General features: G+C 61.3%; 19 protein-coding genes, 1 tRNA gene and 1 pseudogene. 14 read left to right on the plus strand and 7 right to left on the minus strand.

All coding sequences use genetic code 11. The features are described from left to right. Positions 1-191 precede the first annotated feature (191 nt). The 6 genes and pseudogenes from AB4Y85_RS12805 (at position 192) to AB4Y85_RS12830 (ending at position 5,603) form a co-directional block, all read left to right on the plus strand. Positions 192-1,590: pseudogene (locus tag AB4Y85_RS12805) on the plus strand (circularly permuted type 2 ATP-grasp protein). Positions 1,591-1,606: 16 nt separating this feature from the next. Beyond that, a complete protein-coding gene (locus AB4Y85_RS12810; protein ID WP_441985285.1) occupies positions 1,607-2,551 on the plus strand; it encodes an alpha-E domain-containing protein in 945 nt (314 codons plus the stop codon). A gap of 2 nt (positions 2,552-2,553) precedes the next feature. Further along, positions 2,554-3,372: a transglutaminase family protein gene (locus AB4Y85_RS12815; protein ID WP_441985286.1), complete on the plus strand. Its 819-nt coding sequence runs from the start codon at positions 2,554-2,556 to the stop codon at positions 3,370-3,372. Between the two features lie 50 nt (positions 3,373-3,422). Beyond that, positions 3,423-4,172 carry a peptidase gene (locus AB4Y85_RS12820; protein ID WP_441985287.1) on the plus strand — a complete coding sequence of 250 codons (750 nt, stop codon included), beginning with the start codon at positions 3,423-3,425 and terminating at the stop codon, positions 4,170-4,172. Positions 4,173-4,262: 90 nt separating this feature from the next. Further along, positions 4,263-4,574 carry a hypothetical protein gene (locus tag AB4Y85_RS12825; protein ID WP_441985288.1) on the plus strand — a complete coding sequence of 104 codons (312 nt, stop codon included), beginning with the start codon at positions 4,263-4,265 and terminating at the stop codon, positions 4,572-4,574. Positions 4,575-4,613: 39 nt separating this feature from the next. Next, the gene (locus AB4Y85_RS12830) at positions 4,614-5,603 is read left to right on the plus strand and encodes a D-alanyl-D-alanine carboxypeptidase family protein (protein ID WP_441985289.1); all 990 of its coding nucleotides are present in this window, start codon (positions 4,614-4,616) and stop codon (positions 5,601-5,603) included. Between the two features lie 39 nt (positions 5,604-5,642). Here AB4Y85_RS12830 and AB4Y85_RS12835 read toward each other — a convergent pair whose 3' ends face one another. Beyond that, a complete protein-coding gene (locus AB4Y85_RS12835; protein WP_441985290.1) occupies positions 5,643-6,278 on the minus strand; it encodes a queuosine precursor transporter in 636 nt (211 codons plus the stop codon). Positions 6,279-6,375: 97 nt separating this feature from the next. Further along, complete coding sequence (gene rpmB, locus AB4Y85_RS12840; protein ID WP_441985291.1) at positions 6,376-6,666, minus strand: 50S ribosomal protein L28; 291 nt, start codon at positions 6,664-6,666, stop codon at positions 6,376-6,378. A 233-nt stretch (positions 6,667-6,899) separates the two neighbouring features. On the opposite strand from rpmB, the gene AB4Y85_RS12845 reads away from it, so the two are divergent. The 6 genes from AB4Y85_RS12845 (at position 6,900) to AB4Y85_RS12870 (ending at position 14,045) form a co-directional block, all read left to right on the plus strand. Further along, positions 6,900-7,763: a DUF3108 domain-containing protein gene (locus tag AB4Y85_RS12845; RefSeq protein WP_441985292.1), complete on the plus strand. Its 864-nt coding sequence runs from the start codon at positions 6,900-6,902 to the stop codon at positions 7,761-7,763. Between the two features lie 160 nt (positions 7,764-7,923). Continuing rightward, positions 7,924-11,040 (plus strand): helicase-related protein, encoded by a 3,117-nt coding sequence (locus AB4Y85_RS12850; RefSeq protein ID WP_441985293.1) that lies wholly within the window; start codon positions 7,924-7,926, stop codon positions 11,038-11,040. A gap of 22 nt (positions 11,041-11,062) precedes the next feature. Then, entirely contained in the window at positions 11,063-11,365 is a 303-nt protein-coding gene (locus tag AB4Y85_RS12855) for an RNA-binding S4 domain-containing protein (RefSeq protein ID WP_441985294.1), read from the plus strand. A 51-nt stretch (positions 11,366-11,416) separates the two neighbouring features. Beyond that, positions 11,417-11,755 carry a ferredoxin FdxA gene (gene fdxA / locus AB4Y85_RS12860; RefSeq protein ID WP_441985295.1) on the plus strand — a complete coding sequence of 113 codons (339 nt, stop codon included), beginning with the start codon at positions 11,417-11,419 and terminating at the stop codon, positions 11,753-11,755. 554 nt (positions 11,756-12,309) lie between these two features. Next, positions 12,310-12,891 carry a CarD family transcriptional regulator gene (locus tag AB4Y85_RS12865; RefSeq protein ID WP_441985296.1) on the plus strand — a complete coding sequence of 194 codons (582 nt, stop codon included), beginning with the start codon at positions 12,310-12,312 and terminating at the stop codon, positions 12,889-12,891. 281 nt (positions 12,892-13,172) lie between these two features. Next, on the plus strand, positions 13,173-14,045 hold the full coding sequence (locus AB4Y85_RS12870; protein WP_441985297.1) for an RNA polymerase factor sigma-32: 873 nt from the start codon (positions 13,173-13,175) through the stop codon (positions 14,043-14,045). Positions 14,046-14,133: 88 nt separating this feature from the next. Here the strand turns inward: AB4Y85_RS12870 and AB4Y85_RS12875 are convergent, their stop codons facing one another. From AB4Y85_RS12875 to AB4Y85_RS12885, 3 genes are all read right to left on the minus strand, one after another. Next, positions 14,134-15,552: a M48 family metalloprotease gene (locus AB4Y85_RS12875; protein ID WP_441985298.1), complete on the minus strand. Its 1,419-nt coding sequence runs from the start codon at positions 15,550-15,552 to the stop codon at positions 14,134-14,136. A gap of 6 nt (positions 15,553-15,558) precedes the next feature. Next, a complete protein-coding gene (locus AB4Y85_RS12880; protein WP_441985299.1) occupies positions 15,559-16,161 on the minus strand; it encodes a thermonuclease family protein in 603 nt (200 codons plus the stop codon). A gap of 367 nt (positions 16,162-16,528) precedes the next feature. Then, entirely contained in the window at positions 16,529-16,741 is a 213-nt protein-coding gene (locus AB4Y85_RS12885) for a sugar phosphorylase (RefSeq protein WP_441985300.1), read from the minus strand. A gap of 142 nt (positions 16,742-16,883) precedes the next feature. Between AB4Y85_RS12885 and AB4Y85_RS12890 the strand changes: the two genes are divergently transcribed. Continuing rightward, positions 16,884-16,960: transfer RNA gene (locus AB4Y85_RS12890), tRNA-Arg, on the plus strand. A 71-nt stretch (positions 16,961-17,031) separates the two neighbouring features. Beyond that, complete coding sequence (locus tag AB4Y85_RS12895; protein WP_441985301.1) at positions 17,032-17,847, plus strand: hypothetical protein; 816 nt, start codon at positions 17,032-17,034, stop codon at positions 17,845-17,847. An 11-nt stretch (positions 17,848-17,858) separates the two neighbouring features. On the opposite strand, the gene AB4Y85_RS12900 is transcribed toward AB4Y85_RS12895, so the two are convergent. After that, the gene (locus AB4Y85_RS12900; RefSeq protein WP_441985302.1) at positions 17,859-18,287 is read right to left on the minus strand and encodes a hypothetical protein; all 429 of its coding nucleotides are present in this window, start codon (positions 18,285-18,287) and stop codon (positions 17,859-17,861) included. Between the two features lie 244 nt (positions 18,288-18,531). Then, positions 18,532-19,620, minus strand: a complete 1,089-nt coding sequence (locus AB4Y85_RS12905) for a helix-turn-helix transcriptional regulator (RefSeq protein WP_441985303.1) — start codon at positions 19,618-19,620, stop codon at positions 18,532-18,534. Positions 19,621-19,906 lie beyond the last annotated feature (286 nt).

The raw sequence follows: 19,906 nt of genomic DNA on the forward strand, positions 1-19,906 counted from the left end.
TGGTCTGCCTTTGGAAAAGGCAATTGCCCTTTTTCTCATCATGGCCTGCCCGTCCTCCCCTCCAAGTATCCCTTGCGATCCCACGATTTAGGCAACTAAGCTTCTCTTTCATGGAAGTGGCGCAAATCTTTGCACTTTCTGTCCATGGGGAGGCGGCAGACCTGGTGACGGCACGAGCGATCTTCGACGAGATGAGCGGCCATGACGGCAAGAGCCGCGAGGCCTACCGCGTGTTGCAGGAATGGCTGGCCTCCGCCCCGCCGCAGCTTCTCGAACACCGCCGCGAGGAAGCGGAGCTGTTCTTCCGCCGGGTCGGCATCACATTCGCGGTCTATGGCGCAACGGAAGCCGAGGAACGGCTGATCCCGTTCGACATCATTCCACGCATCCTTTCAGGGGATGAATGGAAGCGGCTATCGCGCGGGCTGGAGCAGCGCGTGAAGGCGCTCAACATGTTCCTGAAGGATATCTACGGCGCGCGCGAGATCCTGCGCGCCGGGATCATCCCGCCGGAAACTCGTCTATCATAATCCCCAATACAGGCCGCAGATGCATGGGCTTTCGCTCAACAGCGACATCTACGTGCAGGTGGCAGGCGTCGATATCGTCCGCGTGGACGATCAGGATTTCTACGTTCTCGAGGATAACTTACGCACGCCCTCCGGCGTCTCCTACATGCTGGAGAACCGGGAGGTCATGATGCGCCTCTTCCCGGAACTCGTGGGAATGCAGCGCATCCGCCCCATTGAGAACTATGTGAACGAGCTGCTGGGCACGCTGAAATCCGTCGCGCCCGCGAGCAGTTCGGGGGAGCCGACGGTGGTCCTGCTGACGCCGGGCCCGCTGAACTCCGCCTATTACGAGCACAGCTTCCTCGCCGACCGGATGGGCGTGGAGCTGGTGGAAGGACGCGATCTCTTCGTGCGCGACGAAGTCGTCTACATGCGCACGACCGAAGGTCCGAAGCGTGTGGACGTGATCTACAGCCGCATCGACGACGATTTCCTCGATCCGCTCGTGTTCCGGCCCGACTCGGCGCTCGGCGTGCCGGGTCTGATCGCCGCCTATCGCGCCGACAATGTCGCCATCGCCAACGCGCCGGGAACGGGCGTGGCGGACGACAAGGCCATGTACTCTTATGTGCCCGACATCGTGCGCTTCTACATGGGCGAGGAGCCGATCCTCAAGAACGTGCCGACCTGGCGCTGCCGTGAGAAGGAGGCCTTGTCCTACGTGGCCGACAACCTTCACGAACTGGTAGTGAAGGAGGTCAACGGCTCGGGCGGTTACGGCATGCTGGTCGGCCCGCATGCGACGAAGGAAGCGCGCGAGCATTTCCGCGCCCGCATTCTGGCTGCTCCCGACAATTACATCGCACAGCCGACGCTGGCCTTGTCCACGAGCCCCATCTTCACGGAGAAGGGTCTCGCGCCTCGCCATGTGGATCTGCGTCCCTTCGTGCTCAGCGGACGCGACGGCGTGAAGCTGGTGCCGGGCGGCTTGACCCGCGTCGCGCTCACGGAAGGATCGCTGGTGGTGAATTCGAGCCAGGGTGGTGGCACCAAGGACACCTGGGTGCTTAGCGAATGAGTGTGGAGTTGCTGCCGTGTTGAGTCGTGATGCAGACAGCCTCTACTGGCTTTCCCGCTACGTAGAGCGAGCGGAGAACACCGCGCGCATTCTCGATGTCGCCTATCGCATGGCCTCGATGCCGATCTCCTATCATGGCGACATGACGAACGAGTGGGAATCCGCACTCATCACAGCCGGAGGCGTTGACCAGTTCCGCGTGCTGCACGGCGATGTGACGCCTGAAAATGTCATCGAGTTCCTGGCCTTCTCCGAAGCCAATCCATCGAGCATCCAAAGCTGCTTCAATACGGCGCGGCAGAACGCCCGTTCCGTGCGCTCCGCGCTCACGTCCGAGATGTGGGAGGCGATCAATTCCGCATGGCTCGATCTGCGCCGTTACAAAGCCAAGTCGATCAAGGTGGAGGAGCTGCCGCGCTTCCTCAATCTCGTGAAGGAAGCCTCGCTTCGCTATGACGGCTCGGCCATGCGCACGATGCTGCGCAACGATGCGTATTGGTTCTCTCGGCTCGGCGTCTATATCGAGCGCGCCGACAACACGGCGCGGGTGCTCGACGTCAAGTATCATGTGCTGTTGCCGAAGGATGCGGAGGTCGGCGGCGGTATCGATTATTATCAATGGGCGGCCATTCTGCGCTCCGTCTCGGCGCTGGTGAGCTACCAATGGGTCTATCACCAGAACCTGCGTCCCTGGCTCGTGGCGGATCTTTTGATCCTGCGCGAGGAGATGCCGCGTTCACTCGCTGCCTGCTACGGTCTCCTCTCCCGTCATCTCGATGACATCGCGCATCGCTACGGCACATCGGGTGCGGCGCAGCGTCAGGCCCGCTCCATTCATGCCCGTCTGGTGAACCGGAGCATCGACGATATCTTCCAAGATGGGCTGCACGAGTTCCTGCAGGAGTTCATCGCCGAGAACAACCGGCTCGGTTTTGCCATCTCGCAGCAATACCTGGGCTGATCATGCGCATCCGCATCACACACGAAACCGTCTACACCTACGACCAGCCCGCGAAATCGGCGATCCAGCTGCTGCGCCTGACGCCCCGCGGGCATGAGGGACAGACCGTTCTGTCCTGGACGCTGGATGTCGATTGCGAGGCCAAGCTCCTGCGGCGGGAGGATTGGTACGGCAATATCGCTCACAGCCTCTTCGTGGCGGGCCCTGTCGATCAGATCACCCTGCGGGTCGCGGGCGAAATCGAAACCACAGAAACCGCGGGCGTGGTGAGGGGAGGGGTCGAGCGCTTCCCCGAGATATTCTATCTCAGGCCAACGCCTCTGAGCCGGGAGAGCACCGCCATCGGCGATTTCGCGGACAAGGCGACCGGGCACGTCTCCAGCCTACTCGACAAGGCCCATGCGCTGAACAACGCGATTCATGCGCATCTGCGATTCGATACGGATGCGACGCATTCCGGCACCACAGCGACAGAGGCCTTCTCCGCAGGGCATGGAGTCTGCCAGGACTTTTCCCATGTCTTTCTGGCTGCTGCCCGGCATTTGAAAATTCCAGCCCGCTACGTGTCCGGCTATCTCCACAAGCCTGGGGAGATCGTGCAGGAGGCTGGGCATGCCTGGGTAGAGGCCTTCATTCCGGATCTCGGCTGGGTCAGCCTCGATCCGACCAATGGTGTTTCCGCAACGGAACACTACGTGCGTCTGGCCATCGGCCTCGATTATTTGGATGCGGCCCCCGTGCGAGGCAGCTATTACGGTATCTCCCGTGAGGCGCTCGACGTTCGTTTGAGGATCGAGAGCGCCCGTCAGTCGCAGGCGTGAGAATGGCCGTAAAGCTGCAGCTCGATCAGAAGGCACCAGGGGGAGCACCCATGACGTATTGTGTTGGTATCCTCGTGCAGGATGGCCTGGTGATGATCGCGGATACGCGCACCAATGCGGGCGTCGACAACATCGCGATCTTCCGCAAGCTGCATGTGTTCGAGAAGCCTGGCGAGCGGCTCATCACGCTGGCGACCGCGGGCAATCTTTCGGCGAGCCAATCCGTCCTGTCGCTGCTGGCCGACGGCATCGAGAACCCGGAAACGGGGGAGATCGAGACGCTGATGAATGTGCCCAGCATGTTCAAGGCCGCCCAGCTCGTCGGCCGCGTTATCCGCCAGGTCTATGCCATCGACGGCGCCGAGCTGGAAAAGCGCAGCATGACTTTCGATGTGACCATGTTGCTCGCAGGCCAGATCGGGCAGGGGCAGATGCGGCTCTACCAGATTTATGCTGCGGGCAACGCCATCGAATCCACCGTAGACACGCCCTTCCTGCAGATCGGCGAGCCGAAATACGGCAAGCCGATTCTCGACCGCGCGATTTCCTATCAAACGGAACTGGTGGAAGCTCTCAAGCTCAGCCTCATTTCCATGGACTCGACCCTCAAGTCCAATCTCGGCGTGGGCCTGCCCATCGACATCGTGGTGGCCAAGCGCGATGCGCTGAAGTCCCAGATCACTTACCGGATTCAGGAAGACGAACCCTATTTCCGCGACCTGCGCGAGCGCTGGTCCGCCGCGCTGCGCGCCGCCCATCAGGCCATTCCCCACCCGCCTTACGCGGAAGAGGTTCTTTAGCTCCACAAGATCCAAGTGCTCGCTGACGAGATGGCTATCCTACCTGTTATAGGATAGCTCTTTATCGAATTTGGCTGAGGTGCGGTGTTTATGTGGAAGCCCATCAGGGAGTTTTTTGCCAAGTCGGGGGCCATAGGCTCGCTGCTAGGTGAAATCCTTTACGAGACTGAACCCCTGCAGGGTCAGGTATCGACATCGCTGTTTCAGTGGCGCGTGAAGAAGGGGCTGGACGATGCCTCGTACTTCGTGGGCGTCAAAATGCTTCCGGATGGATACGCAGGAGCCGAGGGTTCGCCGAACAACTACATCAATTTCGATCTGGAGACGGCCGAGCGGATCAGGGCCGGTCTGGAAGCGTGCATCGCAGAGTGCCGGCGTCTCGAAGCTCTCACGAACAAATAGAAAAGCAGCCGAGTCCGCCGGCCTGGCGATTTCGAGGTAGTGCGCTCACCGTTGCTTGCGGGCGGCCAAGGTTCGGGCCACCATCGGGCTATGAAGGCGCCCTCGATCCTGCTGGCCGCTGGCCTTTTCCTGACGACCGTCCCGGCAGGCGCCGCGCCCCTGCTGCTGGTGGATGCGTCATCCGGCGACATCCTGGCAGCCCAGGAGGCCACCCGTTCCTGGCACCCGGCATCGCTGACCAAGCTGATGACGGCGCATCTTGCCCTCATGGCCGTCGAAACCGGCAAGCTGACCATGGATACGCCCATCGTCTTGAGCGAGCGGGCCGTGGCTCAGGCCCCAACGAAGCTGGGCGTTCCACAGGGCACCTCTCTCCGTCTGGAGGACGCCTTGCGTGTCATGATGGTCAAGAGCGCCAACGACGTGGCGTTCGCAATTGCGGAAGGCATCGGCAGCAGTGAGGCGTCGTTCGTAGCTGGGATGAATGCGGAGGCCCGCCGCCTTGGAATGAGCGGAACGCGCTTCGTCAATGCCAATGGGCTGCATGATGATCGACAGGTAACGAATGCCAGGGACATGGCCGTCCTCATGCTCGCCGTCCTCAGCTATCATTCGGATCATGCCGATCTGCTGAGAACACCGTCGATCACGGTCAACGGCCGCATGCTGAAGAACACCAACAAGCTCATCGAGGGCTATGCCGCTCTCGAGGCGACCAAAACGGGATATGTGTGCGCATCCGGCTTCAATGTCGCGGCCTCGGCCGTCCGCGGAGGCAGGCGTGTCGTCGCTGTGGTCCTCGGCTCTCCCAGCGCTGCGACGCGGACCCGGATCACGAAGGAACTCTTTGAGGCCGGCCTCTCGGGAGCCACCGCTCCGGTTGGCAATCTTCGTATGCTGAAGGCCGATGCTCCCACGCCGGGTGCGGACCTGCGCCGTCTCAAATGCGGTCGTCAGGGACCTGCAGTTGCTGGAGTTGCCGCCGCTGGTGATGCCAGGGGTGCGGACATCCCACGGGTTCGCAACTGAGGCCTATATTCGTGAAAACGGGGCCGGGTTCCAGGGCGCTCAGGCCGTCCGGTGATGGTGATGCTTCGCGTCGAAGCGCATGAGCCGCAGGATCGCGCCGTAGGGGGCGATCGAGAGGGCAGCGAGCGCGAGCTTCACCAGATAATCGGCCACGGCCAGGTTCATCCAGGGCAGGGCGATACACTCATCCGCGATGCCGGCCTGGCTAAGCGCATCGGTGATCGTCATCCCGAGGCCTGGGACGATGCCGCAATAGAAGGCGAACGAGAAGAAGATCGCCGTATCGAGACCCGAGGAGATCACAGAGGATACGAAGGGTGGCATCCACCAGGCATGGCCGCGAAGGCGGGTAAAGATCCGGATGTCGAGAAGCTGGGCGCACAGGAAGGCGGCGCCGGAGGCGATGGCGATGCGCGGCGTGGCGAGATAGATCGACAAGGCCACGGCCAGCACGAAGCCCGCATAGACCACCCGGCGCGCGCCTTTGGGACCGAAGCGGCGGTTCGACAGGTCGGTCACCAGGAAGGCGAAGGGGTAGCTGAACGCGCCCCAGGTCAGGTAGTCGCCCAGGCCCAGATGATGGAAGGGATACTGAACCAGAATATTCGACGAGAGGACGACGAGGGTCATCGCGAAAAGCGCAATGAGAAAGTCGCGGTGTCCGGTCTTGATCATGATCAGGCCTTCCTAGGCGGCAGCTAGGCCATAGAGGCAACGCAAAACGGGCGGCTGCGAGGCCGCCCGTTGCGCAAAGTTTTTCACGAAACCGAGATTAGCTCGCAGCGGCGAGCTTCTTCTCGATCTCACGCTTCACACCGAGGGCGGTGTTCGACAGCTCGTCAGCCGAAGCCTTCGCGAGGAAGGCGTCGAGGCCGCCGCGATGCTCGACGGAACGCAGAGCATGGGCGGACACGCGCAGGCGCACGGAGCGCTGCAGGGTATCGGACTGGAGCGTGACGTTGCAGAGGTTCGGCAGGAACTTCCGCTTCGTCTTGCGGTTAGAGTGGCTCACCAGGTGGCCACTCAGCACGGCCTTGCCGGTCAGTTCGCAACGGCGCGACATGGGTTCAATCCTATCGTCATATAGGGTCGCGGCTTCGATTTCGCGGGTTTGCCTCAACGCAGATCCCACGCGGCCGGACACCAGAAGTCCTTGGAAGGTGCAGGGCTATAGGCTGAAAACCCCCACCCCGTCAAGAATAGTGCGACGTCGCATCTCGTTTTTTTGCAACATCATGGTCATCATTTATTCCGATTCACATGCGATGCAACAGAATGGACTTTCGGGATAGCCCTATGCGCCTCATCGCCTCCGCCTTCACGGCCATGCTTCTTGCCGGTATCGGCACGCAGGCCCATGCCCAGACCCTCACGGTGAATTACGACCTGTCCCTGGCGGGCCTGCCCATCGGGAAGGTCGACCTGTCGTCCACCTTCACGGGCCCGAAATACGAGCTTCAAGGCAATGTGAAGATGACGGGGCTCGTCCGGCTCTTCACCGGCGGCAAGGGGTCGGGCACCGCCTCGGGCACGATTGCCGGCGCACAGCTTCAGCCCCAGGGCTTCGCCGTCACGTCGAAATCCTCGAAGGATCTGCGCACGGTGCGCATGGGCCTCGCCTCCGGCAATGTGAAGGAGCTGGAGATCAATCCGCCCGTCGAGCCCAAATCCGACCGTGTGCCCGTGAAGGATGCGGACAAGAAGGGGGTCATCGACCCCTTGAGCGCCCTCATCATGCCGGCCGTCGCGTCGAAGAGCCTCACCGACGAGGCCAATTGCAACCGCACGCTTCCGGTCTTCGATGGGGCGACCCGCCAGGACGTCATCCTCTCCTACGCTGAGACGAAGAACGTCGAGCTGCCGGGTTATTCCGGCCCCGTCCTGGTCTGCAATGCCCGCTGGGTGCCGATCGCCGGTCACAGGTCCGAGCGGCCCGCCACCAAATTCATGCAGGACAACAAGGACATGAATGTGTGGCTGGCTCCCGTGGAGGGACAGCGGGTGCTGTTCCCCATCCGCGTCTCCGTGCGCACTATGGTTGGCATGGGCGAGCTCGAGGCCGCGAGCTGGTCGGTCGAAGACGCGCCCAAGGTCACGCCGACCTCGGCCAAGCCGCGCGCCAGGGTCGTTCAGCCGATCAAGGCGGATGCGTCTCAGTAAGCCCTGTAAAACGCTCGTAAATCGCGCGAGCGGGTAGCGAAACTCAGCTTCGGCACCATATAAAGGGTGAGCCTGCCCGATGAGCAGCAAGGCCTTTTTGTCGCGAGATGCTGCAGCATCTCGCCCCTCTCACCCGGGATCGATCCTCATTACCCGTCTCATGGCCCGCCGTTCCCTTCCTCCGCAAGTGCGCGCGCGCGGCGTGACAGCCGTGCTCGGGCCGACCAATACCGGCAAGACCCATCTCGCCATCGAGCGCATGCTCGGCCATGACAGCGGGATGATCGGCCTGCCGCTGCGCCTGCTTGCCCGCGAGGTCTATAACCGGGTGGTGGAGAAGGCGGGCCATCACAACGTGGCCCTCATCACTGGCGAAGAGAAGATCAAGCCGGACCGGCCGCGCTATTGGATCTCCACCGTCGAAGCCATGCCCCGGGACGTGGATGTGGCCTTCGTCGCCATCGACGAAATCCAGCTCGCCAGCGACCTCGACCGCGGCCATGTGTTTACCGACCGCCTCCTGAACCAGCGCGGGCGGGAGGAGACGCTTCTCATCGGCTCCCTGACTATGCGCCCGCTGATCGAGGCGCTGATTCCCGGCGTGCATGTGGTCACGCGTCCACGTCTGTCGCAACTCACCTTCGCCGGCGAGAAGAAGGTGTCCCGGCTGCCCCGCCGCTCGGCCATCGTCGCCTTCTCGGCGGAGGAAGTCTACGGCATCGCGGAGCTCATCCGTCGCCAGAGCGGCGGTGCCGCGGTGGTCCTCGGGGCGCTGTCGCCCCGCACCCGCAATGCCCAGGTCGAGCTCTACCAGAACGGGGATGTGGATTACCTGATCGCCACCGACGCCATCGGCATGGGCCTCAACCTCGATGTCGACCACGTGGCCTTCGCTTCGGACAAGAAATTCGACGGCTTCCGCTTCCGCAGGCTCTACAATCCGGAGCTGGCCCAGATAGCCGGGCGAGCGGGCCGCTACATGCGCGACGGCACCTTCGGCTCCACGGGCCGCTGCCCGCCTTTCGACGCGGAAACGGTGGAAGCGCTCGAGAATCATACTTTCGACCCAGTGCGCATTCTGCAATGGCGCAACCCGGACCTCGATTTTTCTTCCCTTGCGCGATTGCGCGATTCCCTAGGGAGGCAGCCCCGCGAACACGGCCTCGTGCGGGCCCCCATGGGCGAGGACCTTGCGGCCCTCGAACTGCTCGCCCGGGATGACGACATCCAGGCCTTCGCACGCACGCCCTATGCGGTGGAGCGGCTCTGGCAGATATGCCAAGTGCCTGATTACAGGAAGGTTTCGCCCCAGACCCATGCGGATCTGATCGGCCAGATCTACCGTTTCCTCATGAAGGACAAGGCCATTCCGGCGGATTGGTTCTCGCGCCATCTTCTGGCCATGGACCGCACGGATGGGGATATCGACACCCTCTCCAACCGCATCGCCCAGGTGCGAACCTGGTCCTTTGTTGCTAACCGTCCCGACTGGTTGAAGGACCCGGAGCATTGGCAGGGTGTTGCGCGTCAGGTAGAGGACAAGCTATCGGATGCGCTTCATGAACGTCTGGCCCAACGGTTCGTCGACCGAAGGACAAGCGTTCTCATGCGGCGCTTGAGAGAGAACACGATGCTCGAAGCGGAAATTACGACCACCGGCGATGTCACCGTCGAGGGGCAACACATTGGCCATCTGCACGGCTTCCATTTCGTGCCTGATCCCCAGGCCGATACGACGGAAGCCAAGACCCTGCGCAACGCTGCCAGCAAGGCGCTGGCCGGCGAGATCGAGGCACGGGCGGACCGGTTTTCCGAAACCCCCGACACCACGCTGGTTCTGTCCAATGACGGCACCATCCGCTGGATGGGCGACCCGGTGGCAAAGCTGGAATCCGGCGACAAGCTGTTCGAGCCGCGCGTGCGCATTCTCTCGGACGAGCACCTGACAGGCCCCGCCCGCGACAAGGTCGAGAATCGCCTGCGCGCCTGGCTCAAGGCCTATGTGGTGCGCCTGCTCGGCTCCGTCACGGAACTGGAGACAAATGCGGAGCTCGCGGGCCTTGCCCGCGGCATCGCCTTCCAGATCGGCGAGGCGATCGGCGTTCTGGAGCGTGCGAAGGTTCTCAACGAAGTCCGCAGCCTCGACCAGGACGCCCGCGCGGCGCTCCGCAAGGCGGGCGTGCGCTTCGGCGCCTATCATCTATATCTTCCGGCCCTGTTGAAGCCCGCTCCGCGCGTTCTCGCGACGCAGCTCTGGGCGCTTCAGAACGGCGGCCTCGACCAGAAGGGCATCGACGAGATCGCCCATCTCGCCCAGTCCGGCCGCACCTCGATCCCGGTCGATCCTGAAATCGCTCATGGCCTATATCGCGCCGCCGGCTTCCGCGTCTGCGGCGGGCGTGCCGTGCGTGTGGACATCCTGGAGCGTCTGGCCGACCTGATCCGCCCGGCCATTTCCTATCGCCCGGGTATCACCCCCGGCGAGCCCCCGGCCGGTGCCGCCGACGGCGAAGGATTCGTGCCGACGGTTGCCATGACCTCTCTGGTCGGCTGCGCGGGCGAGGATTTCGCGACGATCCTGACGTCGCTCGGCTATGTCGTGGATCGCCGCCCCGGCCCCGCGATCACCGTACCGCTGGTTCCGGCGGCTTCGATTGAGCCTGCGGCTGCGGCTGAAATCTCGACCGAGGCTCCTGCCGAAACACAGGCTGTTGCCGAGGAAGCCGGCGCTGTGGCCGTTGAGGCTCCCGAGGCTGACGTCTCGCCTGAGACGGTTGCGGGGAGTGCCGCCGAGGCCGTGGCTTCTCCCGAGGGTCAGATGATGGCTCCGGCGGAAGGCGTTACAGACGCTTCCGCTGAGACAGCCCCTGAAGCCCCCGCCGAGCCCGAAATGGTCGAGGTCTGGCGTCAGCATCGCCGTCATCACGAGGGCGGTCACGCCCGCCAGGGCCGCGAGGCCCGTGGCGGACGTCACGAGCGGGGCGAGCGCTCCGAACGCAGTGAGCGCCCCGAGCGCGGCGACCGGCGTCCCCGCAATAGTGAAGGCCAGGGCGAGCGCCCGCGCCGCGACCGTGAGGCTCAAGGGGAGGGCGGCCGTCCGCAGAACCGTCCGCCGCGCGGTCCCCGTCAGGACGACCGTCGTGGCCCGCGTCCCGATAAGCGCCCCGATCATCGTCGCGACGGTGGACAGGAGCGCCGGGAGAAACAGCCCGATCCGAATTCGCCGTTTGCCAAGCTGATGGCCCTCAAGGCGCAGATGGAAGACAGCAAGAAGTGAGATGAAAGTGTGAGGCTTGGTGATGCGTGAGGACCGGCAGAGGCTCGATAAGTGGCTCTGGTTCGCACGCTTCACTAAGACCCGGGCGCTGGCCGCCAAGCTCGTCACGAGCGGCTTCGTGCGGATCAACGGCCAACGCACCGACAATCCCGCCAAGGCGGTCGCCGTCGGTGACGTGGTCACCATCGCTCTCGCCCGCACGGCCTTGGTGGTGCGGATTGAGGGGCTTGGGCTACGCCGGGGCCCTGCACCGGAAGCAAGGCAGCTCTACATCGATCTCAACGAGAGCGATGGGGTGCTTGTCAGCGAAGGCGACAAGGGCTAGAGCGGCGGCAACGGCAAGCTTTAATCTCTGGAATATCCTCAAAGGACGGACATGACCTACGTCGTCACTGAAAATTGCATCAAGTGCAAATACATGGACTGCGTGGAGGTATGCCCGGTCGATTGTTTCTACGAGGGCGAGAATATGCTCGTCATCCACCCGGACGAGTGCATCGATTGCGGCGTCTGCGAGCCCGAATGCCCGGCCGAGGCCATCAAGCCCGATGCGGAGCCCGGCCTCGAGCAATGGCTGAAGCTCAATGCGGATATGGCCAAGAGCTGGCCGAACCTGACCCAAAAGAAGGATGCGCCGGCAGACGCCAAGGAATTCGACGGCGTGGCAGGCAAATTCGAGACCTATTTCTCGGCTAATCCGGGCGAGGGCGATTAAAACATCTGACCGAAAGGTGGATTTGCACTTTCGGGACCAATCCGATGCTCAAGGTTAAGCGCGGCGCATCGCTTAAGCGCAAAACCGAACCGACTTTTGCGCGCTGCTCCGGCGGCCCGAAGAGCCTTTGTGAGTGATCCGAGGCCTCGCCTGGCCGATGAAAACCAGCTTGTTTTTCGCCCCGTAGACCTGGCCTGAAGCTCGGCCATAAACCGTGCTTCTTTACGCTATGCTTTGAAATATTTTTGCTTTTTCGGCTGGATCGTGATAGGGTCCACAGATGCCGTCGCTTGCGCTCAAGCCGTGCACCGTCCTCGCAGGTCGTCGGTTCACACACTGAAGCAATGATGCACGACCTCTGACCTAAGGGAGCTGATACTGCCTTGGGTCCGGGCAAGAGCGTTTTATAGCTGTTGGCTTACATCAGGGAGTCGAGCGGACCTGTCAAGCTCCGCAACCACTCATCTCCATTTTCGTTCTCCTGGGGGCCCTGCCCAGTAGAACCACAGCTCCCCCGCTCCAAACGGGGGACCATGCAAGGAGGCCTCTCTCGCATGACCACCGCCAAGAAGTCCACCCAGCGCCTGGGTTTCAAGTCCGGCGAAGCCATTGTTTATCCCGCTCACGGCGTCGGCCGTATCACGGCCATCGAGGAGCAGGAAATCGCAGGCTTCAAGCTGGAGCTCTACGTGGTCTCCTTCGACAAGGACAAGATGGTCCTTCGTGTCCCGACCGCGAAAGCTGCCAGCGTCGGCATGCGCAAGCTTGCCGAACCGGCCCTGATTCAAAAGGCCTTGGACGTTCTGACGGGTCGTGCCCGCGTGAAGCGCACCATGTGGTCGCGCCGGGCCCAGGAATATGAAGCGAAGATCAATTCGGGCGACCTGATCGCCGTCACGGAAGTCGTGCGCGACCTCTACCGCTCCGAGGCTCAGCCCGAGCAGTCCTACAGCGAGCGTCAGCTTTACGAATCCGCTCTCGACCGCGTCGTGCGTGAGATCTCCGCCGTGAACAAGATCACGGATACGGAGGCCTTGAAGCTCATCGAGCAGAGCCTCGCCAAGTCCCCGCGCCGCGTCAAGGGCGCCGAGGCGGACGAAGCCGATGGCGACGACGTGCAGGAAGAAGCGGCATAGAGCATCGTCCGCAAAAGTGGACTCGGTTTTGCGGTCGAACGATGCTCTCATTCAAAAAAGACAGCATCGGATCGATCCAAAAAGTGCAAATCCACTTTTTGGTCCGATGCTGGAACCCTCTTCGATATTGCATTGCACCAAAAAGCCCGGCTTCATGCCGGGCTTTTTTCTTGGCCAAACACCTTGTTTTCAAGGCATTGGAATCTATTTTGCAAAACTTGGCTGTTCGGCGTGAACTTTTTCCCGCCTCGCTCGTTGTGTCTGTGCCAAGGGAGGACACAATGGGAGAAATCTCAGGCGTTCGTCGTCGTTTCGTTCGCGCAGCCATGAATGCGCCTTTTCTCGAAAGAGAAGAGGAGCATCAACTTGCTGTGCGCTGGAAATATCAGCGCGACGAGGTTGCTCTTCATCAGTTGACAGCGGCTCATATGCGCCTCGTCATCGCGCTTGCCGCCCGCTTCCGTCACTACGGCCTTCCGATGGCCGATCTGGTTCAGGAAGGTCATGTCGGCCTTCTCGAAGCCGCCGCTCGCTTCGAGCCTGAACGCGAAGTTCGCTTCTCGACTTATGCGACGTGGTGGATCCGTGCCTCCGTACAGGATTACATCCTTCGTAACTGGTCAATCGTCCGTGGCGGAACTAGTTCCGCGCAGAAGGCCCTTTTCTTCAACCTGCGGCGCCTGCGTGCTCGCCTGACCCGTGGCGGCGAAGAGCGCATTTCATCCGAGGTGCACGCGAAGATCGCCGAGGCTATCGGCGTCTCCAAGGCTGATGTGGCTTTGATGGATGCTCGTCTCTCGGGGCCCGACACGTCGCTCAATGCACCTGTTCTCGATGCCGATTCCTCCAATTCCGCCGAACGTGTGGAATTTCTCGTCGACAACAGCCCGCTTCCGGATGAAAGCGTCACCGACGTGATCGATACCGAGCGTCGCGTACGCTGGCTGAAGCAGGCTCTCGAAGTGCTCAACGAGCGTGAGCTGCGTATCCTGCGGGCCCGCCGTCTCGACGACGAACAGGTGACCCTCGAATTCCTCGGCGACCGCCTCGGCATCTCGAAGGAGCGCGTGCGCCAGATCGAGAACCGCGCTCTGGAAAAGCTGAAGCGCGCCCTGATCGAAAAGTACCCGCAGGCCTCAGGCGCTTTCGTCTGAAGCCTTCCCGGCACACGTCGCACATTACCAAACAGGCGAGCCAGGAATGGCTCGCCTGATGCATTTTCAGGATGCCGAAAACAATCTCTTACTCGATGACGATCTTGTAGCGCTCGCCAACGTTGAGCTGCGAGTTTCGCTCAAGTCCGTTGAGCAGCAGGAAACGCTCCAGCGACCGATCCACCGGCATCCGCGCGGCCAGGGTCTGAGGCGTGTCGCCCCGCTGCGCGACGACGAGCTGCAGCTTCAGGGGTCGGATGCGCCGCGCCTCGTCCGCCTGCACCTGCCGCACGCTGTTGAGGGTGCGGTTGAACATGCTTTCGAGATCGTTGCCGCCGGTGCGGGCCGCCATGATGAGGCGGTAGGTTGTATTGCCGATGCGGATGGCGGAGAGGCGGAACGTCCATTCCTTGCCGTTGGACAGGGCCGTGACCACGGGCAGGTCATTGATGGTGGCCGTGGTGAGGCTGCCGGGCTCGATCGTGTCCGTCCAGGTGGAGCGCAATACGTCTTCAAGGCTCTGCCCGTTGGGCGTATCCGCGGCATCGAACAGGAGGCGCCGCTCACCGTCGGAAGAGGAGCCGAGCACGGCCTGAGAGGTGTTCTCAAGCGTGAAGCCGTCAGGGGCCTCGAAGGCGACGCCGAGGCGCGCGTGAACGAAGCGGCGGCCCTTGACCACGCCGTCACCCGGGTCGTCGCCATAGGCCAGGCCGTCGAGCGCCGCCAGATACTCGGCGCGTCCCGTCTCGCCCATGCCTGGCGGGCCGGCGCGGCGTGCGGCCTGAAGAGCGCGTGAGACGCGCTCGGTGGTGCTGGGATGCGAGGTCACCCGCTCGCCCCCGGTCTCGGAGCTGGCGGCGGAGCGGCCGAGCGCGGTCAGGAAACGCGGGGCGCCGTAAGGATCGAAGCCTGCCCGTGCGAGCACGGCGACACCGGTCTTATCCGCTTCGAGCTCCTGGGAGCGCGAGAAGCTCGCCAGCGTCGAGCGGGCCTGGTCCTGCACCACGGCTGCTTCCTGGGAATCGTTGAGCACGTTCTCCGCGACACGCTCGATCAGGTCCGAGCGCGCCTGCAACTCGTTGCGTTGAGAGGCATGGCGAAGGGTAACGTGGGCGATTTCGTGGGACAGAACGGCCGCGACCTCTGACGTGTCATTGGCGAGCGCCAGCAGGCCCCGGGTCACGTAGAGGCGGCCATTCGGCAGGGCGAAGGCGTTCACCACGGGCGAGTTGAGAATGGTGACCTGATAAGCCTCGTCGGGCCTGTCGGTGGCCATGACGAGGCGGTTCACCGCATCGGACAGAAGCCGCTGGAGCTGAGGCGCGCGGCCCTCTCCGCCGAAGGCCGACACAAGACGGATGTGGTCCCTGTCCCTGTCCGGGCCGAGCACGCGAGGCGTGTTTGCCGGCAGGGAGGTCCCGCCAAAGCTCGAACAGGCCGAAGCGAGGGCCGAGATCATGAGGATGCCGACGATCCGGACTTTACCTGTCTGACGTGTGTCGCTCATGCGTGTTCATCGGGGCAAGCGATTACCTTCAAGTCGTTCAATCATCTCCGGCATTTCAATGGTCAAGGCCGTGCCTTGCCAAGATTGCAAAATGCCTCGGGCCCGGATTTTTTGCCCCTTCAGCGCAGCGGCGCCGAGGCCGCGCTCCGTCATGAGGGTCCAGACCTTCCGAGGAATGATGATCGTGAAGTCTTCTGCCCAGTGCCCCCCGAAGTTCAAATAGGTTGTCTGTTTGCGCTCGCCCACGCTCCGCACCCGTCCTTCGACGATGACGAAGCTGCCGACGCGCTCCCGCAAGAGCTCGTTTCTCTCGGCAGGAATGGGGTTATAGCGGGCCTCGGCCCAAAGACCAAGGCGCTGTTCGCGGGCAGTTTCCTCAAAAGCGAGCAATTCCGGGTGGCAGAAGACGCGACCGGCTCCCGGATCGGCGAGAGCAAGCCCTGCCTCGACAAGAGCATGACTCAGATCGACGACGGTTTTATCATGCGAAGAACGGATTCTGACAGGCTGGCGGCCCCACCTGTCTCTCTCTCCAAGACCTTCGATCGAAACGGGCTTTTCCTTGTGGACGCGAAGGAAATCCGCCACTTGCCGGCGTTGCGCTTCCATCTCCGGCAGTCGAAGGCCTGAAATCCTGGCCAATTGCCCCTTGGCCAGCAGGAAGCTCCCATCATCGTTGACGGTGATGATCCGGTCTTCGGTGAGCGTGCCGCTACAACGGCTCGCGCTTTCCTGAGCCTTCGCGGGCAGGGGGGCGACGGCGAAGAAAAGGCCAAGGGCGGCTATTGTCCATGAGATCGGTCTTGTCATCGACCGGGATCATACCTTGCACTTGGCGAACAGGCAGCATCGCGCCGTTACTCAGTTGCGGTAATACAGTGCTTTTCCTGATGGGACGTGCCGCTCTGCCTGCTTGTGCCGGATGGGCTAGCGCAGTCTTGCGGTTCCGAACTGTTGCATGCGAGCTGGCGGGCAATCACCAGCGGATCACGATCACCGTCTGCTTGCCGTTGCCGAGTTCGACCGCTTCCATGCTCTCCGCTTTTCGGTTCTGCTCCTTGGCGTCCGAAACGATATCGACCTCGGCCACATGGGTTGCAAAGACTTCATCCACTTCTGCCACGCAGAGCAGGGTGTCGGGAGGAAGGTGCTCGACTTGGGTCAGGAACTCGCGCAGGGTTTGAGCCATGGCATGCCTCCGATTCCTCCATCAAACCCGATCCGGCGAAGGTGGGTTCCGTGTCCTTCCGGATGAGCCGGGAGCGCCCGGCAAGGCCCCATCACCCTCTGGAATGCTCCCCGCGACCATGCTACACCCGCTTTCCTCACGCGGTCCCGTAGCTCAGCAGGACAGAGCAGCGGTTTCCTAAACCGAAGGTCGGAAGTTCGAGTCTTCCCGGGATCGCCAATTTTTTTCAGTAACTTAGCCCCTCCATATCGAACGTTGTCGAGCTTCCGGGGTAAACCTGGGGGTAAACTTTGCGCAAGATTCACCGCGATCACTGGCCGGTGATCTTCCTATTCTCCTGCTTCGGCTTCCTTGGCCTCCTCTTCGTAGGCTCTGCTCTGAGCGATGCCAACGCCCTCTGCGGACCTGACGAGCGATTGAATCCCACCGTCTGTGCGAGGAACTGGGTGAATGCCGCTGGGAACTTGGTCGCTGTGGTTGGAGCGTTCGCAGCCGCTGTGTTCACATACAGGCAGTACAGGGAGGCACGTCGCCAGACCGCGATCGCTCGCCTCCCCATGGCTGAGGCTACTCTCCTTGAGGTGCGGCAGATCGGAGGGACCCTCTTTGGAGCAGTGATTAGCCTAAATTCAATGCGAGAGGCGGTTGAAGCCATCTTGGGGGAAATATCAGCAGATGATCCAGATGAGATTAACCTCGACAACATCCTAATCTCAGCGAGGCATTACTTCTCGATGGATCTCCGGTTAGCTCCACACATCAAGGCGTTTCAGGATACATACGCAGAGAAGATCCTAGATAATGCTCTGCGAGCTGCAATCCGTCCAAATTGGTTCGAGTTCAACATCGTGCTCCTTGAAGCGGAGCGGATGAGTGGTGCTTTGCTCCGCCCGTTGACCGGGGGTGGCGCTAGCACTCAGGAACCGAACTTCAACTTCCAACCTCTCTATGATCTCGGGGGCAACCGGGAGGTCTTGATGGATCTCGTAGCTGCGCTCAATGAAGGCGCAAAGCTCTCAAAAGCTATGGGCGAGAGCATTCATGCTCTGGAGCCTAGTTTCGAAGCCGCTCGCGACAATCTTCTTCAGACCATCGGGAGATCATAGAGAGGTGGAAATTACTTGAGGAAGGAGCAGTTCTGCTTCCGATACATATCAGCAGCCTTGTTCTTCCTAAGCTCCTCATCAGATGAGGCATCCTGCCAGACCTCTTTCACTGTGCCGTCCAAGACAGCCTCGAACATCCGGCCGAGTGCGAAGTCCGTGTTCGGGTTGTTGAGCTTGTCTCCAAATACCATGGGAGCGTACTTGCGTAGGTCCTCCTGCTTGGCCTTCCCTGCCTTCACGGCCTCTACGAAGGTCTTTCCAGTCTCGTAGCCGAGGCCGAACAGCTTGTTCCCCTCCTGCGCTTCCTTCGTGTAGCTGGTCAGGACGGCACACGACCAAAGCGAATAAGTCTTCATCCCCATCTTGGAATAGTCATCAGAGGTCTGAGCAAACGCTGGAGAGGAGAGCGCGAGGAAAGCAAGCACATATAAGGGCTTCATAGGTCACCTTGGCCGTAAGCGTGGACGCTGACCGTAAAAGAAAAGCTCCGGGTAGGGTAGGACCCACCAGAGCCTGAAAGCTTGTCAGCGACTGTTTTTCAGACCTGTCTTCGCTTATGTCGGGCCGCCATACGCCTGATCTTGTCGGCCATCCTCTTAGTCATCCAGGGATAACGGGCCAGGAAGCTCTCTGGATTTTCTAAGGCAGATCCTACCCTCGAAGGAATGAAACCGAGCGTGTGCTCTAGACCGTCTCGCTGTAGCGCGTGAGCAGGCTGACGAGTTGCGCCTGCTGATTGGTGTCGGTTTTCGCGAACATGGATTTCAAGTGGAAGCGGATCGCTTCCTTGCTGACAACGAGCTTTTCGGAAATCTCTTCCGTGTTCAGGCCGGCGAGCAGCAATGACGCGACGCGGTGTTCCGTCGGTGTGAATCGGAATGCATCCTTCACGACATGCTGCGATATGGTGCGCTGCTCCTCCGGGTCCTTGATAAGCAGGATCGCGCGGGCGCCCTGAAAGACATCGGAAGCCTGGAGAACGATGGGATATGATGTCAAAGTGAAGGGCCGCTTGTCGGGTCGATGAATGACGAGTGGCGGGACAGGCTTGCTGATGCCGCTGAAGATCGGCTGAACGCTTCCCGCGACGAAATTCTGGAGGGCTTTGTTCGCATCCTTCTCCTTCAAATGCAGTCGCGACATCACGAGCTGAAATGTCGTGTCGATGTAGTTTTCGGCCTTCTTGTTGACGCGGATGACACGTCCCAGCCAGTCGACGAGGAAGGCGCCCGCGCCGAGCTGTTCCAGGTTCCCGATGACGCCGTTTGCAGCCGCCAGGCGATTGAATGATGCAAGCTCACACGCCTTGCGGAGTTCAGGAAGCTGAGCGCGGATCTGAGCGAGTTCACTCTCAGTGAAAGGTCCGTTCTCGCGACGGCGGTTGATTGCGAGGCTCATGATGATGCCGTCGATTTCACAGAGAAGACCGGTGGCAAAATGTCCGAATCCCGACTTGTGAAGAAAGTCCGAGAAGTACGGCAGGTGCAGGAGCTCGTCGGGCTGAAACAGTTCGGATTCCGTAACGAGGTCTTTTCCCTTTCGAAACGCACGAATGGAGCGCTCGGCACCTACATCGGCCTTGTACCACCCCTCCAGAACATAACGAGCCGCGAGATCCTCCGCTCCCCGGGATGCGACCAAGCCCGAACAGACGTTCGAAAAGCGCACGATGCCGACGGCGTCCGTGTTCCAGACCTCTCGAGCCGTGCTGACGGCCTTGCCCCAAAGCTCGGGAATCACCGCAGCTTCGTAAAATGATTCTTTGATGGGCACCGGGGGTATGACCTTGCAGAGGAGAGGCGTCTTGATGCGCATCAGGAGTAATAAATAAGTAGTTTCCTTTTGGGAAGTGAATCTCTTATTGTAATATGAAATGTGATTACATTTTCATAATTATTGTATTGATTCTCCCCAAATGGGTAGTGACGCGCTGTAAAACTGACAATTCGAAGCAAATATTCGCCCGTTTCTAGCGAACATCGTCATAGGCCAGGGGTTTTTTCTTTCGGCCTACCCATTCAGGGAGTGAGGCCTACCCCAAACGTATGGTTCCTTCCAG

The organism is Microvirga sp. 2YAF29 (genome assembly GCF_052114605.1).
In the GTDB taxonomy this organism is placed as follows: Bacteria; Pseudomonadota; Alphaproteobacteria; order Rhizobiales; family Beijerinckiaceae; genus Microvirga.

Bases quoted from the DNA above. Each gene is read 5' to 3' on its own strand.
- AB4Y85_RS12815 (WP_441985286.1), top strand. From the start codon at position 2,554: ATGCGCATCCGCATCACACACGAAACCGTCTACACCTACGACCAGCCC.
- AB4Y85_RS12820 (WP_441985287.1), top strand. From the start codon at position 3,423: ATGACGTATTGTGTTGGTATCCTCGTGCAGGATGGCCTGGTGATGATC.
- AB4Y85_RS12825 (WP_441985288.1), top strand. From the start codon at position 4,263: ATGTGGAAGCCCATCAGGGAGTTTTTTGCCAAGTCGGGGGCCATAGGC.
- AB4Y85_RS12835 (WP_441985290.1), bottom strand. From the start codon at position 6,278: ATGATCAAGACCGGACACCGCGACTTTCTCATTGCGCTTTTCGCGATG.
- rpmB (WP_441985291.1), bottom strand. From the start codon at position 6,666: ATGTCGCGCCGTTGCGAACTGACCGGCAAGGCCGTGCTGAGTGGCCAC.
- AB4Y85_RS12845 (WP_441985292.1), top strand. From the start codon at position 6,900: ATGCGCCTCATCGCCTCCGCCTTCACGGCCATGCTTCTTGCCGGTATC.
- AB4Y85_RS12850 (WP_441985293.1), top strand. From the start codon at position 7,924: ATGGCCCGCCGTTCCCTTCCTCCGCAAGTGCGCGCGCGCGGCGTGACA.
- AB4Y85_RS12855 (WP_441985294.1), top strand. From the start codon at position 11,063: ATGCGTGAGGACCGGCAGAGGCTCGATAAGTGGCTCTGGTTCGCACGC.
- fdxA (WP_441985295.1), top strand. From the start codon at position 11,417: ATGACCTACGTCGTCACTGAAAATTGCATCAAGTGCAAATACATGGAC.
- AB4Y85_RS12865 (WP_441985296.1), top strand. From the start codon at position 12,310: ATGACCACCGCCAAGAAGTCCACCCAGCGCCTGGGTTTCAAGTCCGGC.
- AB4Y85_RS12870 (WP_441985297.1), top strand. From the start codon at position 13,173: ATGGGAGAAATCTCAGGCGTTCGTCGTCGTTTCGTTCGCGCAGCCATG.
- AB4Y85_RS12875 (WP_441985298.1), bottom strand. From the start codon at position 15,552: ATGAGCGACACACGTCAGACAGGTAAAGTCCGGATCGTCGGCATCCTC.
- AB4Y85_RS12880 (WP_441985299.1), bottom strand. From the start codon at position 16,161: ATGGAAGCGCAACGCCGGCAAGTGGCGGATTTCCTTCGCGTCCACAAG.
- AB4Y85_RS12885 (WP_441985300.1), bottom strand. From the start codon at position 16,741: ATGGCTCAAACCCTGCGCGAGTTCCTGACCCAAGTCGAGCACCTTCCT.
- AB4Y85_RS12900 (WP_441985302.1), bottom strand. From the start codon at position 18,287: ATGAAGCCCTTATATGTGCTTGCTTTCCTCGCGCTCTCCTCTCCAGCG.